We start from the raw sequence: 16,100 nt of genomic DNA, 5'->3' as shown, positions 1-16,100 counted from the left end.
GATGACGATTCCGCTGAAGGTCGACGACATCGCCAGCTATCTGGCGGAAACGGGCTGGGAGCGGGATCCACAAGGCTGGCGCGGAGCGAGTGTGTGGCAACACCCGGGCGACTACGAGGTGTTGGTACCCGCTCGCGACGGCATGGGCGACAGCGACCGCCGATTACGGGAGATCCTGCGCTGTCTGTGCGCGCTGGAAGACCGGCCGGCGAGCGACATCGCCCTGGAGATCGCCAGACCGCAGCTGGACAAGCAGTCCTTCCGCACGTTTCCCGTCGGCCACGACCCCGGCTACACCTCGCTGCTGCTGGGTACGCAGACGGTGCTGGGTGTCCGCAACCTCCTGACAGCGGCGGCGCGCACCGTCGTGCAGGGTCCGCACTTCACGTTCGCCGGCCGGCAACCGGGCGTGGTGGGCGACCTCTTGCGCGCAGCCGAACTCGGCCCCTCCCGTGCCGGGAGCTACGTCGTCGAGATCCGGGTGGCGGCGGACGCGACGGTCCGGACCCCGAGCGGGGAGCAGGTCACCGGTCGGGCCGTGCTGGTCCAGATGCTGGAGGCGGTGAGCGCGGCCCAGGCAGCCGTGGCGGCGGACACGCCCGCCGCCTTCGACGAGACCGTCACGGCCGGCGTCTCCGCGGATCTGTGCAAGGCGCTCAGTGAGCTCTCAGGCCACGACCGGAGCGAGCCCTTCGAGATCGGCTTCCGGTGGGCGCGCTCGCAGCCACTCGATGTGCCGTCACACGTCGTCGCGTTCCCGGAGACCTCGGGATCGCTTCTGCGCGCCGCGTCCCTGCGGCTTCGCGGCCTCAACGCCACCGGTGCCGCCACGGTCTCCGGTGTGGTCGAGGGGCTGCACGACGACTCCTCCGGCAACGACCGGTGGCGGATCAAGGTCCGCGGTGAGTTGCGCACCGAGCACGCCGAACTGGTCCGGCGGGCCGTCTGGGTGCGGCTCCCGGACCAGGCCTCGTACGACCGTGCGATCACCGCGCATCGGGAACGGCAGGTGATCACCGTCATGGGCGAGTTGTCCAGTATGACCGGCCGGGTGGAACTGGTGCCCAGGCGGGAGTTCGACATCTGACCGGATTTCGGCTCATTGAGGAGGGGTACTGTGCCGACGGAGTTGACTGTACGGGATCATGCATCGCTGTTCGCCCTGATGGTGGTCGCACGGCCGGTGACCAACCGTGAACTGCGCGAACTCGCCGGCCTGGAGATCACCGCTGCGGTGCGACGGCGAGTGAACCAGGATGCCGAGCGGATCGTGACCAGGAAGCACGGTGCGGTCAACACGCACCAGCTCACGTCCGCGGGCCGGACCTGGTGCGAGGCCGCTCTGGTGGCCGGACGCCCGGACGGAGCGAAGTTTCCGGCCGGGGTGCTCTACGCGGTGCTGGAGAACGTCGGACAGTACCTGGCCCGCTCCGGCACCAAGTTCGGCGAGTTCTTCCAGCCCGACGTCGAGGACTGGATCCGCGCGGTCTACACGGAACTCACCGTCCGCCGGAAACCCGGCAGCTGGGTCAGACTGTCGGCGCTGCGCCCATGGCTCGAGAACCTGCCGCGAGGGGCCGTCGACGCCGAACTCGACCGGATGATCGAGCAGAACGACGTACAGCTGATGGGCGAGCTCAACCAGCGCACGCTCAGCGACGAGGACCGCACAGCCGCCGTCGACATCGGCGGCGAACCCCGCCACCTGCTGCGGATCGGACCGGCGTGAACGGGGAACTCGCCGCCCTGGAGACGCTGTACATCAACACCGCGCTGACCCAGGAAGAGATCTGGACACCGGTGACCTCCTACCACGTCGACGGCCTTCATCCCGAGGTGTTCCGGCGGCTGGGGAGGGCGATGAACGCCGTCGAGCGTGCCCACTCGCCGGTTGCGGCCGTGGTGCGTGGCGAGAGCGGTTCGGGCAAGACGCATCTGCTCGGCTGGACCCGCCACGAGATCCAGCAGCGCGGCGGCTCCTTCTTCTACGTCAAGCTCGTCACCGGCCGGAACTTCTGGGAGAGCGCCGCCGACAGTCTCGTCGACAGTCTCTACCGGGAGGACGAGGGCGGCCAGGAGCAACTGATTCGCCTGCTCGACAAGCTTTCGCGCCAGGCTCGCCTCGACCCGGACACCCATACCGCCGTCACTGGCCGGCGCGAGTTGACGCGCGCCCATGTCGATGCGTTCGTTCGGGGAATCCGGACCATCGACCGGCAGGTGGGCAACGAGGCCGCGGACACGGCCCGCGCACTGGCGCTCATAGCCTCCACCGGCGATCCCGTGGAGATCGGCAGGGCCTACTTCGCGCTCAACGACGACGACGGGGACAAGCGCGCCGCCTGGGGGATGTCGCCGGGCGGGCGACCGGCCCAACTCGTCCTCCGCGATCTGACGCGCCTGTTCGCCCTGGTCGGACCGCTGGTGTTCGCCTTCGACCAGCTCGACACCCTGGTGTCCGCCGCGGAGACGTCGTCGCTGACGTCGGCCCCTTCCGGCGAGGGCCGGGCCGCCAAGCGGCTGAGCAGTGAGATCGCCACCGGCCTGATGGAACTGCGGGAGGAAGCCCGCCGGACCCTGATGGTCGTGGCGTGTCACGAGGACACCTGGGAGCAGATTTCCCGCGCGGCAGTCCGGTCCGCCCTGGACCGGTTCGAGGTTCTGCCGACGCTCGGCGCGATTCCCGACGAGGTCACCGCCGCCGCCATCGTCAGCAGCCGCTTTCGGACCTCCTACGAGTCGGTGGGGTTCACTCCGCGGTATCCCACCTGGCCGGTCACCTCGGCGGCACTGGCCGAAGCCCCACACCGTTACACCGCACGGCGGCTGCTCATCCGGGTCCAGAAGCACATCGAGGCGTGTCTGCAGACCGGCACAGTGGCCGAACTGACCTCCCTGGCAGGCGCGGAGCCCACGGCAGCCGCACCGCCCGCACCGGCGAGGGCCGTCAACCTGAGCACCCTGACGGAGTCCTTCGACAAGCTCCGTGCCGATGCGGACGACCTCGGGCCGCTCGACCCCACGACCGAGGACGGGTTCATGCCCGCTCTGCTGGGCGCGGGGCTGCGGAGTCTGGTCAGGGAAGTGGGTGCCGACGAGACGCGGTTCTCCATCGAGACCGACTTCGGCCGCAAGGCGGCATTGCACGCCCGGTTGCGCTATGTCGTGGACGAGGCCAGCGAGAACGAATTCCACTGGTCCTTCCGGGCGATCGCCGCGAACAACGCCATCGCCGCCCAGAACCGGATCCGTAACGCGGCCGTGGAGGCCGGCCTGACGGCCGGCCTGGCGAGCCGCCGGCTGATCCTGCTGCGGAACATGCCGTACCCGAGCGGCCCCAAGACCAAGGGCATCAAGGACGACTTCGAGGCGCGGGGCGGTGTGTCGTTACCGATCGGCGCCGCCGACCTGCGGACCCTGGCCGCCCTCCGGGCCATGCTCGACGACCGTACGTCGGGCCTGGACGAATGGCTGCGACAGGAGCGCCCCGCTTCCCGCATCGAGGTCTTCGCGCCGGTGTTGGCAGACCTACGGCAGCAGCTCGGCATCGCGACCACGGAAGTCGGCTCCAGGGTGGCGGCGGACGCGGCGGGCACACCGGAGGACGCCGAGCCCCCTCGTACCGAAATCGTCGTCGGAACCACGGTCCGGGGCGGCCGTTCGTTCGCGGTACCCATGGAACGACTCCGGATGCACACCGCGGTGGTGGGCGCGGCGGGATCGGGCAAGACGGTCCTGATCAAGCGACTTGTGGAGCAGTGCGCTCTGCGCGGCGTCTCGGCGATCGTGTTGGATCCGAACGAAGACCTCGCACGGCTCGGCGACCCCTGGGCGCGCCCGCCGAAGGGTTGGACGGACGACCATGAGCGCGAGGCCCGACGCTATTTCGCGGATGTCGAAGTGGTGGTGTGGACACCGGGTCTGAACCGGGGACGTCCGATCTCCTTCTACCCGCTTCCCGATTTCGGTCCCGTCCTTGACGACGAGGACGACTTCCCCCGTCTGGTCAGGTCGACCGTGACCTCACTCGCGCCACATGCCGGTGTACGCGGCAACAGTGCTCGCGCGACCCAGCAGCTGGGGGTCCTCAAACGCGCCCTCGAACGGTACGCGCGCGACGGGGGCAAGACCCTGGCCGGCTTCGTCGAGCTGCTCGCCGAGCCCCCGAGCGACATCGTGAACAGCAGGACCAGCCGCTTCGCGGTGCAGATGGCGGACACGCTGGAAGCCGCGATGGAGACCGATCCGCTGTTCGGAGAGTCCGGCGCACCCGCCGATCCCGGCATGCTCCTGATCCCGTCGCCGGGGAAGGCCGCCCGTATCTCGGTGATCAGCTTCATCGGCCTGTCCGGCGACGGACCGGCCCAATTCGTCAGCCGCCTCCAGGCGACCCTGTTCTCTTGGTTCAGGGCGCACCCGGTCGGCGACCGTGCCCTGGGCGGGCTGCTGGTGATGGACGAGGCGCAGAACTTCGTGCCCTCCGGCGCATCGAATCCGAGTACGGAGAGCACGGTCGAACTCATCCGCCAGATACGCAAGTACGGACTCGGGATAGTCCTCGCCTCACAGCTCCCCAGGGGGATCCACAACCAGGCGCTGGGCAACACCGTGAACCAGTTCATCGGCCGACTCACCCAACCCGCACACATCGAGGCCGTCAACACCATGGCCCGGGCGCGGAACGCGGTCCTCGACAACCTCGCCGGTCTCAAGGCCGGTATGTTCAACGCCGCGAGCGAGGGGACCGGATTCAGCAAGATCGAGGTGCCGATCTGCCTCAGTCACCACGATGTGCCGCTCACGGAGGACGAGATCGTCGAGCGAGCCCGCCGGGGTACCTGAGCGGTCGTGAGGCGGTGAGCGCGTCCTGGCCCGTGCCGAGATCCTGGCCTGTCGCCAGGGCGCTTGAGCCGTCCTATCCCGGCGGTCACCTCTGCGCCGACCCGCAAGAGGGCAGACGGACCTGCGCGAGCGAACCGCGCTCTTCCACACTGTCACCGCCGGAGGTGACACCCTCGTCGTCGACAACGCCCGTCAGGCTGCCGAAGTCTGCCCCGGCCACAGGTCTGCTCGTGGTCACCAACCGCAACGGCCTGCTGGAGCCGGCCGCGGACGGCGTGGTGGCCATCCCCCTCGAACCGCTCGACGAACGAGCGGGGGTCGAACTCGCGTCCAGTTGGCCCGTCACGGACGCGGACGGCACGGCCCGGCGCTGGTCCGGATCTGCAGTGGCCTGCTGCTGGCGCTGCGCGCGGCGAATGGCTGGTGAAGAAGCGCCCTCTGTTGAGCCTCAACGACGCGGCACTGGCATTCGGCACCGGTTGGCCGTACGACCCACTTGACCTGCGGAAACGTGGGGTGTAGCGGTGCGCCCCCGGCAGGACTCGAACCTGCGGCCAAGCGCTTAGAAGGCGCCTGCTCTATCCACTGAGCTACGGGGGCCGGGTGTGGTGGCCTCGGTCGTGGTGTGCCCGGGTGTGGGCCGGTCCGTGACGTTGCCGGGGACAAGGATAGGGCTCCCGGGTCCTTGTCCCTGTTGCTTCCCCTCCGTGGCTCGATGTGGAGGTTCGGTGAAGCGGTCCTGATAATCGCAGGCAGGTACGAATCGTGCATCGCTTTTGGTGCCCCGCGCCACGGGTGTTGTGCACTCGTTATGCCTGGACTGTGCCCATGCCCCAGTCATCCCTTCCGTCCGTTGTGTTCTGTCGGCGCGCAGACATGCTCATATGCTTCAGAATTCCCCCAAAATTGGGCATTCTTCACATGTGGTGACCTTGGACGTACGGCCTCAGCTGCTCGACGCACTCTCCGCCCTGCGCGACCGTGTCGCCGCCGCACGCTTCCCGCTGCCCCTTGCGGGGGCTCCACGCGCGCGTGCCAACCGCGACGAACTGCTCGCCCAGCTCGACGACTATCTGGTGCCCCGCCTGAAAGAGCCCGAAGCGCCCCTGCTGGCCGTGGTGGGCGGTTCCACCGGCGCGGGCAAGTCGACGCTCGTCAACTCCCTTGTGGGGCGCCGGGTCAGCGAGGCCGGCGTGCTGCGCCCGACGACCCGTACACCGGTGCTGGTGTGCCATCCGGAGGACCATCACTGGTTCAGCGGGATGCGCGTGCTGCCCGACCTCACGCGCGTGTGGGTGCCCCATCAGGACCCGGGGGACGAGTTGCTCCTCCCTGGTGAGGACGGTATGCGCGTGCTGCGGGTCGAGACCGCCGACTCCCTCCCGCGCGGAATCGCCCTCCTGGACGCGCCCGACATCGACTCCCTGGTCGCCGACAACAGGGTGCTGGCCGCCGAACTGATCTGCGCGGCCGACATCTGGGTGATGGTCACCACGGCCGCCCGCTACGCCGACGCTGTGCCCTGGCATCTGCTGCGCAGCGCCAAGGAGCACGACGCGACCCTGGTGACCGTCCTCGACCGGGTGCCCCACCAGGTGGTGTCCGAGGTGTCCCGGCAGTACGGCGCCCTGCTCGCCAAGGCCGGACTCGGCGACGTACCGCGCTTCACGGTGCCCGAACTCCCCGAGTCCGCCTGGGGCGGCGGCCTGCTCCCGGCCAGCGCCGTGGCGACACTGCGGAGTTGGCTCGTGCAGCAGGCCCAGGATCCCGTGGCACGGCGCCAGTCCATGGCGCGCACGGCCTACGGCGTCCTCGACTCGCTGAAGTCGCGGATGCCCGAGCTGGCCGGTGCCGCCGCCGCCCAGTACGCCGCCGCGCTGCGGCTCACGGCCGCCGTCGACGGGGCGTACGACAGCGAGCACGCGCGCGTGCGGGGGCGGTTGCAGGGCGGGGCCGTGCTCGCCGGGGACGCGCTGAAGCGCTGGCGCGCCTTCCCGCTCGACTGCTCCGCCGGCGAACTCCTCGACGCCCTCGCCGAAAGCCTCGCCGCCCTGCTGCTGTGCGCCGTCACCGCCGCCGACGAACGCGTCGACGACGCCTGGCGCCGCGAACCGGCCGCGGACGCCCCCGAACTCACCGGCCACGACCCCTCGCTGGAGAGCGCCGAGCACCGCATCGGGATGGCCGTACGGCGGTGGCGGCGCGAGCTGGAGGAGTACGCCGAGGAGGAGGTCGCCGACCTCGACCGGAGCATCGCGCCCGACCCCGAGGTGGTCGCCGCCCTCGTCGCCACCGCGCTGCTGGGCGGCCGCAGGGCGCGGTCCGCGGGGGAGGGGCTCGCCGAGCGGATCGGCGCCCACGGGGCGCTGCGCCTGCGCGACCGGGCCGGACGGCTCCTCAACGACCACCTGGACCGGGTCGTGCACACCGAGCGCGAACGCCGGCTCGCCCCGCTCGACGCCCTCGAAGTACACCCCGAACCCCAGGCCGAACTCATCGCCGCGCTGTCCGTACTGCAGAAGGAGAGGTGACCGGTGACTGCCGTCACTGACCAGGACCACACGGACGAGATGGACCACGCCGATCGTGCCGACAACGGCCGCGACGCGGACGCCAAGGACGAGCGCCCTGAAAATCGCCCTCCCGTAGAGGCCGCACAGGAAATCGGCGACCAGGAGGGCACCGGCGACCACGCGCGCGGGAGGGCCGGCGCTCCCAGTCGTACGGAGACCAAGGCGTCCGCGGATTCGACGGACCCCGAGGAATCGACCGGCTCCTGGGACGACGGGCTCATCGCGCGGCGGGTCAACGAGGCCACCGCCGCGCAGCAGGCCGCCGCCGTGGAGATCAGGGCCTCCCGGGCGCAGGCGGCCCACACCACCCAGGTCCCGGCCCCACTGGCCTACGACGGGCCGCTGCGGTCCCGTCTCGACGCGTTGCGCGAACTGGTGGGGCTCTCCAGGACGCGGCTCGACAGCGGGACCCTGGCGGAGGCGGGGCGGGTGCTCGACGAGGCCGCCGCGCGGCGCAGGCTCTCCGGGCAGCACACCGTGGTCGCCATCGCGGGCGCCACCGGCAGCGGCAAGTCGCAGCTCTTCAACGCGCTGGCCGGAGTGGCCATTTCGGAGACCGGCGTACGACGGCCCACCACAGCCGCGCCCATCGCGTGCAGCTGGAGCGACGGCGCGGCCACCCTCATCGACCGGCTCGGCATCCCGGGACGGCTGCGCAGGCGCCCGTTGCAGAGCGCCGAGATGGAGGCCCAGTTGCGCGGGCTCGTCCTGGTGGACCTGCCCGACCACGACTCGGCGGCCGTCGCCCACCGCGAGCAGGTCGACCGGGTGCTCGCCCTCGTGGACGCGGTCATCTGGGTCGTCGACCCGGAGAAGTACGCCGACGCGATCCTCCATGAGCGCTACTTGCGGCCGATGGCGGGCCACGCGGAGGTCATGTTCGTCGTCCTCAACCAGATCGACCGGCTCCCCGGGGAGGCGGCCGACCAGGTCCTCGACGATCTGCGGCGGCTGCTCGACGAGGACGGGATCGCCCTGGGCGAGTACGGCGAACCCGGCGCGACCGTGCTCTCCCTGTCCGCGCTCACCGGCGACGGCATCCCCGAACTGCGTGAGGTTCTGGGCCAGTTCGTGGCGGATCGTGGAGCCGCGGCACGGCGAATTTCAGCCGATGTCGACGCCGCCGCGTGGCGGCTGCGGCCCGTGTACGCGACGGGGCGGCGCACGGGGCTCAGCGAGGAGGCGCGGGACGAGTTCGCCGCGCGGCTCGCGGACTCGGTGGGCGCCACCGCGGCGGGCGAGGCGGCGGAACGCGCCTGGCTGCGCAACGCCAACCGGGCCTGCGGCACGCCCTGGCTGCGGCTGTGGCGCTGGTACAACGACCGGCGCGAACCGACCACAGGACGGCTGCCCGTCCGCGCCCAGGCGGACGAGGAGGCCACGGCACGCCAGCGCGTCGAACAGGCGGTCCGTACGGTCGCCGACCGGGCCTCCGGCGGGCTGCCCGCGCCCTGGGCGCAGGCGGTGCGGGAGGCGGCCGTACGCGGGGCGCAGGGGCTGCCCGAGGCGCTGGACGAACTGGCGGAGCGGGCCGGGCTGCCGGTGGGGCGCCCGCCGCGGCCGGGGTGGTGGCCGGCGGCCGTACTGGCCCAGGCGTCCATGACGATCCTCCAAGTCGTCGGCGGGCTCTGGCTGTTGGGCCAGATCATCGGGTTCATGGCGCCGAACCTGGGGGTGCCGGTGCTGCTGATGGTGGCCGGCATCATCGGCGGCCCGCTCGTCGAGTGGAGCTGCCGGATGGCGGCCCGCGGCCCCGCCCGGCGCTACGGCCACGACGCCGAGCGGCGATTGCGGGAGGCCGCGGCGGGCTGCGGTCGGGCGCGGGTGCTCGATCCGCTGGCCGCCGAGCTGCTGCGGTACCGGGAGGTGCGGGAGCAGTACGCGCGGGTCACGGGGGCGGGCGTCGGGGCCGGGTGAACCTCGGTCCGAACGTCGTTCCCTCGTCCGGGTGATGAGGTTTTCCACAGGTCGGCGGCGGTGCACAGCGCTCAGCGGGCCCGGCTCGGCGGAGGCAGTCTGACTGCAGCCGTACGGGACGGGCCCGTACGCGTTTCCGCCCGGCCTGCGCGGCCGGGTGAGGGAGGGATGCGCGATGAACGAGACCATGATCTGCGCGGTGGGCAACGTGGCGACACCGCCGGTGTACCGGGAGTTGGCGGCGGGACCGTCGGCGCGGTTCCGGCTGGCGGTGACCTCGCGGTACTGGGACCGCGAGAAGAGCGTGTGGACGGACGGCCACACCAACTTCTTCACGGTGTGGGCCAATCGGCAGCTGGCCACGAACGTGGCGGCGTCGCTGACGGTCGGTGACCCGGTCGTCGTCCAGGGCCGGTTGAAGGTGCGCGAGGAGGCTCGTGAGGGGCAGCCGAACCGGTCCTGGACGGACCTCGACGCCGTGGCGATCGGCCACGACCTGGCGCGCGGCACCTCGGCCTTCCGGCGGGCCAGCAGGCCGGACACGGCGGCCTCTCCGCCCCGGCCCGAGCCCGACTGGGAGACCCCGGCCGGGGATTCCGCCGACGCCACCGGGCAACAGGAGCGGCAGCGACAGGCCGAGCCCGTCGCGGTGACGTGATGTCAGTGAATGCCCCGAGCTGATCGAACTACGGCTTTTCCACGGCTTATCGATGAATGCGTTCCGAATGGCTCGGTGGATTTGTCGATAAGCCATGCTCGCAGGTGATCTTGGCGATAACGATTCCGATTCGGAACGGTTATGCGATCACCCGACTGGAGAACGTGGTGCGCCCGCGTCCTTAGGATGCCGGACATAGCTCGGGCACAGCTCTCGGCGCTACAGATTCTGCTGGTGGGACCACGCCACGCCCCCCACGCCCATGGGTCCTGCTCGAAGGGGAATTCCGTGTCTTCTGCGTTGTCTGTCTTCTCCGCGCTGTCACTACGTGGCCGGGGCACCGTGCGCTTCGTCGCCGCGAGCTGGGCGTGCGGACTCGTCGCCGCCGGTGTGCTGGCCGGCGCGGGCCCGGCCGTCGCCGACGAGACACCGCAGACCCAGGGCGGGGCGACGGCCACGATAGGCGGGCTCAAGACGTACGGCGACGCCGTGATCCACGACGCAGGCGGCAGCGAAGTGCAGGTCTCCGCGGGCCTGTTCGAGATGTCCGTGGACGGCGGCGGCACCCTGCAGACGTACTGCGTCGATCTCCGGAACCCCACCCAGCGCGACGCCAAGTACCACGAGACCGCGTGGAGCGGTACGTCGCTGGGCACCAACAAGAGCGCGGGCAGGATCCGTTGGATCCTTCAGCACTCCTACCCGCAGGTGAACGACCTCGCGGCGCTCTCCGCGAAGGCCGGCACCAAGGGCCTGACCGAGAGCGACGCGGCGGCCGGCACCCAGGTGGCCATCTGGCGCTACTCGGACGGCGCCGACGTCGACGCGGTCGACCCGCAGGCCGAGAAGCTCGCGGACTATCTGCAGAAGAGCGCGCGTGACGTCGCGGAGCCGCAGGCCTCGCTGACCCTCGACCCGCCCGCGGTCTCCGGCCACCCCCGCGAGCGGCTCGGCCCGGTCACCGTGCACACCAACGCGAACGGGGTGACGCTGACACCGCCCGCGGACGCCGCCACGACCGGGGTGCGGATCGTCGACAAGGACGGCAAGGCCGTCACGTCCGCGGCGGACGGGAGCCAGGTCTTCTTCGACGTCCCCGAGGACGCGGCGGACGGCTCGGCCGAGCTGACCGTGCAGGCCTCCACCACCGTGCCCGTCGGCCGGGCCTTCACCTCCGAGAGCAGGAGCCAGACACAGATCCTCGCCGGGTCCAGCGAGTCGACGGTCTCCGCCGCCGCCGACGCGGACTGGGCGAAGACGGGCGCCATACCGGCACTGTCGGCGCGGAAGAACTGCGTCGCGGGCGGCGTGGACATCACGGCCGCCAACGAGGGCGACGAGACGTTCACCTTCGCGCTCATGGGCGTCGAGCACGGCATCGACGCCGGGGACTCCCAGACGGTGACGATCCCGCTCCAGGAGGACCAGGCGTACGACTTCACGATCACGGCGCCGCACGGCTACGAGAAGCGGTTCGCCGGAGTCCTCGACTGCCGGACACAGAGCGACGCGGGCGGCGTCGTGACCCAGACGCTCAGCGAGCCCAGCCCCGCCACGGTGGGCGGCACCGCCGCCGACACCAACCTCGCCGAGACGGGTGGCTCCGCCATCACCCCGATGATCACGGTCGTCGCCCTCGGCCTGGTCGGCATCGGAGCCACGGCCCTGATCCTGCTGCGGGACCGCAAGCCCGGACAACAGGGCTGAGCGGCACGGCACACGGCCGAGCCCCAGCTCACAGCCCCTGTGTCCATACGCGTTTCCCCGGAGGGGCAGGGGTCAGGCAAGATGGACTACATCTGCCCACTCCAGATTTCAAGCTGCCGGACGGTTTCTCTTGGCTGAGTACATCTACACCATGCGCAAGACGCGCAAGGCGCACGGCGACAAGGTCATCCTTGACGATGTGACGCTGAGCTTCCTGCCCGGCGCGAAGATCGGTGTGGTCGGACCTAACGGTGCCGGTAAGTCCACCGTTCTCAAGATCATGGCGGGCCTCGAGCAGCCCTCCAACGGCGACGCCTTCCTGTCGCCGGGCTACAGCGTCGGCATGCTGCTCCAGGAGCCCCCGCTCGACGAGTCGAAGACGGTCCTGGAGAACGTGCAGGACGGCGCCGCCGAGATCATGGGCAAGCTCAAGCGCTTCAACGAGGTCGCCGAGCTGATGGCGACCGACTACTCCGACGCCCTGCTCGACGAGATGGGCAAGCTCCAGGAGGACCTGGACCACGCCAACGCGTGGGACCTGGACACCCAGCTGGAGCAGGCCATGGACGCCCTGGGCTGCCCGCCCGGCGACTGGCCCGTCACCAACCTCTCCGGTGGTGAGCGCCGCCGCGTCGCGCTCTGCAAGCTGCTCCTCGAGGCGCCCGACCTGCTGCTCCTCGACGAGCCCACCAACCACCTGGACGCCGAGTCCGTCCAGTGGCTGGAGCAGCACCTCGCGAAGTACCCCGGCACCGTCGTAGCCGTCACCCACGACCGGTACTTCCTGGACAACGTCGCCGAGTGGATCCTCGAGCTCGACCGCGGCCGCGCCCACCCCTACGAGGGCAACTACTCCACCTACCTCGACAAGAAGGCCTCCCGCCTCAAGGTCGAGGGCCAGAAGGACGCCAAGCGCGCCAAGCGGCTGAAGGAAGAGCTGGACTGGGTGCGGTCGAACGCCAAGGGGCGGCAGGCCAAGTCCAAGGCGCGACTGTCGCGCTACGAGGAGATGGCCGCCGAGGCGGACAAGATGCGGAAGCTGGACTTCGAGGAGATCCAGATCCCGCCGGGCCCGCGTCTGGGCTCGATCGTCGTCGAGGTCAGCAACCTCTCCAAGGCCTTCGGCGACAAGGTCCTCATCGACGACCTCTCCTTCACGCTGCCGCGCAACGGCATCGTGGGCGTCATCGGCCCGAACGGCGCCGGCAAGACGACCCTCTTCAAGATGATCCAGGGCCTGGAGACCCCGGACTCCGGTTCGATCAAGGTCGGCGAGACCGTCAAGATCTCCTACGTCGACCAGAGCCGCGAGAACATCGACCCCAAGAAGTCGCTGTGGGCCGTCGTCTCGGACGAGCTGGACTACATCAACGTCGGCCAGGTCGAGATGCCCTCCCGCGCCTATGTCTCCGCGTTCGGCTTCAAGGGCCCCGACCAGCAGAAGCCGGCCGGCGTCCTGTCCGGCGGTGAGCGCAACCGCCTCAACCTCGCGCTCACCCTCAAGCAGGGCGGCAACCTGCTGCTCCTCGACGAGCCCACCAACGACCTCGACGTCGAGACCCTGGGATCGCTGGAGAACGCGCTGCTGGAGTTCCCGGGTGCGGCCGTGGTCGTCTCCCACGACCGGTGGTTCCTGGACCGGGTCGCCACGCACATCCTCGCCTACGAGGGTGAGTCCAAGTGGTTCTGGTTCGAGGGCAACTTCGAGTCGTACGAGAAGAACAAGGTCGAGCGGCTCGGCCCGGACGCCGCGCGTCCGCACCGCGCCACCTACAAGAAGCTGACCCGGGGCTGATCTTCTTGCGCCACATCTACCGCTGCCCGCTGCGCTGGGCGGACATGGACGCATACGGCCACGTCAACAACGTGGTCTTCCTCCGCTACCTGGAGGAAGCCCGTATCGACTTCCTGTTCCGCCCGGACAAGGACTTCAAGCAGGGCTCGGTCGTGGCGCGCCACGAGATCGACTACAAACGCCAGCTCGTCCACCGGCACGCGCCCGTGGACATCGAGCTGTGGGTCACCGAGATCCGGGCGGCGTCCTTCACCATCACGTACGAGGTGAAGGACGGCGACCAGGTCTACGTCCGTGCCTCCACGGTCATAGTGCCGTTCGACTTCGAGGCACAACGACCGCGCCGGATCACCGCCGAGGAACGCGAGTTCCTGGAGGAATACCGGGACGACGACGAGGAGGAGGCCGTCGCGGCATGACGGTTCTCCACCTCGCCGACGAAGGGGAGGCGGCGGATCTCGCGGCCTTCCTCTCCCGGCTGCTCCACTACGACCGCGGCGCCGCCGTCCGCCTCCAGGCGGCCGGCACGGCCCTCGCCGTCTTCGGGCGTCCGCCGTCCTTCGAGGTGCTCGCCATCCGCGCGGTGCGCCTCGCCAAGCCGTACGAGAACGGCCTCGACGCCACGCTCGACGTGACCGTCTCCGCCGGTGAACTCCTGGAATCCCTCGACGAGTCGGCGGCCACGGCCCGGGTGCCGGCCGCGGTGACCGGCCCGCCGTGGGCCGGAGTGCTGCCACCGCGCGGCGGCTGGGCCCCCGAGTCCGGGCTGCCGGAACCGCAGGCGCTGCGCGGGATGATCGCCGCCGGGGTCGCCGAATTCCGGTCCCGTACGCAGGAGTTGGCGCCGGAGGGCCGTACGCGCAGCGAACTCGACCGCATAGGGCGGGAGATCTGGTCCCGGACGGTGGGGGACACCTCGCTGCCGGTGCGCGCCGTGCACGCCGCCCAGTCGCTCGGATTCCTGCGCCCCGGCGGGGAGCCGGGCCTCTTCTCGTCCGGCGCGTGGCTGCGGCTGCGCACGCCGTACGGCTCGATCGCCGTACGCAGGGCGGGAGTCGGCGCACTCGGCGTCAGCGTGCGCTGAGCGCGCCGTTCAACTCCCTGAGAGCCAAAGGGCCTTCAGCCCTCCGTGTTCACCATCGAAGCGGCCGCGTACGTCAGGTAGTTCCACAGCGTGTGCTCGTGTTCCTCGGACAGGCCGAGTTCGTCGACGGCGACCCGCATGTGCTGCAGCCAGGCGTCGTGCGCGGCCCGGTCGACCTGGAACGGGGCGTGGCGCATGCGCAGGCGCGGGTGGCCGCGGTTGTCGCTGTACGTCGTGGGGCCGCCCCAGTACTGGATCAGGAAGAGAGTCAGGCGCTCCTCGGCCGGGCCCAGGTCCTCCTCCGGATACATGGGCTTCAGCAGCGGGTCGCCGGCGACACCCTCGTAGAAACGGTGAACGAGCCGACGGAAGGTCTCCTCCCCGCCGACCTGCTCGTAGAAGGTCTGCTCCTGAAGCGTGCCGCGCCGAATCTCTTTCACGCTCCCATGGTCTCAGACGCCGTGGCGGAGGACTTCGGACTTAGGACCTTGACCGAGGGGACCGCTCGGTCCGGGGGACCGCTCGCCTCCCCGGCCGTACCGCAGGACAGTGGACGTATGGGCACGCACGCTCTCGGCAGGGAACTGGACGCCGTGGCCGGCCCCGCGCGGGCGGAGCTGGTGCGGCGGATCGGGCTGAGCGGGGCGTGGGACGCGGACCCGGGGTGGCGGGCGGTGTTCGAGGCGGTGCCGCGGCATCTCTTCGTGCCGTACTACTACGTCGGCGCCGCCGGCGGCTACGAGCGGCTGTGGGGCGGCAGCCCCGACCCGCGCGTCCGGGAGCGCTGGCTGCGCGGGGTGTACGCCGACGCCCCGCTGGCCACCCGGCTGCGCGACGGGGAACTGGTGTCGTCCAGCAGCCAGCCCTCGCTGATGGCCAGGATGCTCGTCGAGCTGGGGGTGACGGACGGCAGCCGGGTGCTGGAGATCGGCGCGGGCACCGGCTACAACGCGGCGCTGCTCGCCCACCGGCTCGGCGACGGCCTGGTGACCACCGTCGACCTGGAACCGGAGATCACCGAGTCGGCGCGCGCCCATCTCGCCGCCGCCGGGTACCGCCCGACCGTCGTCACCGGCGATGGCGCCCGGGGAGTCCCGGAACACGCTCCCTACGACCGGATCATCGCGACCTGCGCCCTGCCGTCGGTGCCGCCCGCCTGGCTCGCCCAGTGCGGTCCCGGCGCCCGGATCCTGGCCCCGCTCGCCACCGGGCTGATCGCGCTCACCGTGCGGGACGCCGAGCACGCCGAAGGCACCTTCCTCGACACGGCCGCGTACTTCGTGCCCCTGCGCGGCACCGGTCCCGACCCGGCGGACGAGATCCCGCACCGGTCCGGCGACCACGAGCTCTTCCGCTTCCTGCTCACCCTCACCCACGGCACCCTCGACCCGCAGGAGGCCCGCGAGTTGTGGGAGCGCGAAGGGAGACCGGGGCGCGAGCGCTACGGCGTCACGGTCGAGGGCGGCCGGGTGCGGGCGTGGCTGGACGATCCGGAGGGGCCGTACAGCTGGCCCCTCCGCTGAC

The 16,100-nt window shown here is 70.7% G+C and carries 12 protein-coding genes and 1 tRNA gene; 11 read left to right on the top strand and 2 right to left on the bottom strand.

From position 1 onward, the window contains the following. Window position 1: 1 nt before the first annotated feature. Genes SSP08S_RS00795 through SSP08S_RS00785 form a run of 3 tightly spaced genes read left to right on the top strand, consistent with a single transcriptional unit; the run spans window position 2 to window position 4,842 of the window. Window positions 2-1,087 carry a hypothetical protein gene (locus SSP08S_RS00795; RefSeq protein WP_019065665.1) on the top strand — a complete coding sequence of 362 codons (1,086 nt, stop codon included), beginning with the start codon at window positions 2-4 and terminating at the stop codon, window positions 1,085-1,087. A 30-nt stretch (window positions 1,088-1,117) separates the two neighbouring features. Continuing rightward, window positions 1,118-1,729 (top strand): hypothetical protein, encoded by a 612-nt coding sequence (locus tag SSP08S_RS00790; protein WP_019065664.1) that lies wholly within the window; start codon window positions 1,118-1,120, stop codon window positions 1,727-1,729. Further along, the gene (locus SSP08S_RS00785) at window positions 1,726-4,842 is read left to right on the top strand and encodes an ATP-binding protein (protein WP_019065663.1); all 3,117 of its coding nucleotides are present in this window, start codon (window positions 1,726-1,728) and stop codon (window positions 4,840-4,842) included. Before SSP08S_RS00790 ends, SSP08S_RS00785 begins: the two co-directional genes overlap by 4 nt. A 527-nt stretch (window positions 4,843-5,369) precedes the next feature. On the opposite strand, the gene SSP08S_RS00775 is transcribed toward SSP08S_RS00785, so the two are convergent. After that, a tRNA-Arg gene (locus tag SSP08S_RS00775) sits at window positions 5,370-5,442 on the bottom strand. Between the two features lie 323 nt (window positions 5,443-5,765). Here SSP08S_RS00775 and SSP08S_RS00770 point away from each other — a divergent pair. The 7 genes from SSP08S_RS00770 (at window position 5,766) to SSP08S_RS00740 (ending at window position 14,576) form a co-directional block, all read left to right on the top strand. Continuing rightward, window positions 5,766-7,373, top strand: a complete 1,608-nt coding sequence (locus SSP08S_RS00770; RefSeq protein ID WP_026178067.1) for a dynamin family protein — start codon at window positions 5,766-5,768, stop codon at window positions 7,371-7,373. Between the two features lie 3 nt (window positions 7,374-7,376). Further along, the gene (locus SSP08S_RS00765; protein ID WP_019065660.1) at window positions 7,377-9,332 is read left to right on the top strand and encodes a YfjP family GTPase; all 1,956 of its coding nucleotides are present in this window, start codon (window positions 7,377-7,379) and stop codon (window positions 9,330-9,332) included. 175 nt (window positions 9,333-9,507) lie between these two features. Beyond that, window positions 9,508-9,990, top strand: a complete 483-nt coding sequence (locus tag SSP08S_RS00760; RefSeq protein ID WP_019065659.1) for a single-stranded DNA-binding protein — start codon at window positions 9,508-9,510, stop codon at window positions 9,988-9,990. A gap of 288 nt (window positions 9,991-10,278) precedes the next feature. After that, window positions 10,279-11,697 carry a Cys-Gln thioester bond-forming surface protein gene (locus SSP08S_RS00755; protein ID WP_245607810.1) on the top strand — a complete coding sequence of 473 codons (1,419 nt, stop codon included), beginning with the start codon at window positions 10,279-10,281 and terminating at the stop codon, window positions 11,695-11,697. Between the two features lie 130 nt (window positions 11,698-11,827). Continuing rightward, entirely contained in the window at window positions 11,828-13,492 is a 1,665-nt protein-coding gene (gene ettA, locus SSP08S_RS00750; protein WP_019065657.1) for an energy-dependent translational throttle protein EttA, read from the top strand. Window positions 13,493-13,497: 5 nt separating this feature from the next. After that, window positions 13,498-13,911, top strand: coding sequence for an acyl-CoA thioesterase (locus tag SSP08S_RS00745; RefSeq protein WP_019065656.1), 414 nt, complete (start codon window positions 13,498-13,500; stop codon window positions 13,909-13,911). Next, complete coding sequence (locus SSP08S_RS00740) at window positions 13,908-14,576, top strand: DUF8185 domain-containing protein (protein ID WP_019065655.1); 669 nt, start codon at window positions 13,908-13,910, stop codon at window positions 14,574-14,576. The genes SSP08S_RS00745 and SSP08S_RS00740 overlap by 4 nt, the downstream gene beginning before the upstream one ends. Before the next feature lie 35 nt (window positions 14,577-14,611). Here SSP08S_RS00740 and SSP08S_RS00735 read toward each other — a convergent pair whose 3' ends face one another. Then, the gene (locus SSP08S_RS00735) at window positions 14,612-15,016 is read right to left on the bottom strand and encodes a globin (protein ID WP_019065654.1); all 405 of its coding nucleotides are present in this window, start codon (window positions 15,014-15,016) and stop codon (window positions 14,612-14,614) included. A gap of 117 nt (window positions 15,017-15,133) precedes the next feature. Here SSP08S_RS00735 and SSP08S_RS00730 point away from each other — a divergent pair, with 117 nt between their 5' ends. Continuing rightward, window positions 15,134-16,099: a methyltransferase domain-containing protein gene (locus SSP08S_RS00730; protein ID WP_019065653.1), complete on the top strand. Its 966-nt coding sequence runs from the start codon at window positions 15,134-15,136 to the stop codon at window positions 16,097-16,099. Window position 16,100: the final 1 nt, after the last annotated feature.

It is taken from the genome of Streptomyces hokutonensis (assembly GCF_000376565.1).
Taxonomy (GTDB): domain Bacteria; phylum Actinomycetota; class Actinomycetes; order Streptomycetales; family Streptomycetaceae; genus Streptomyces; species Streptomyces hokutonensis.
Note: the sequence above shows the minus strand (reverse complement) of the source record. Positions and strands in the feature narration are given on the sequence as shown.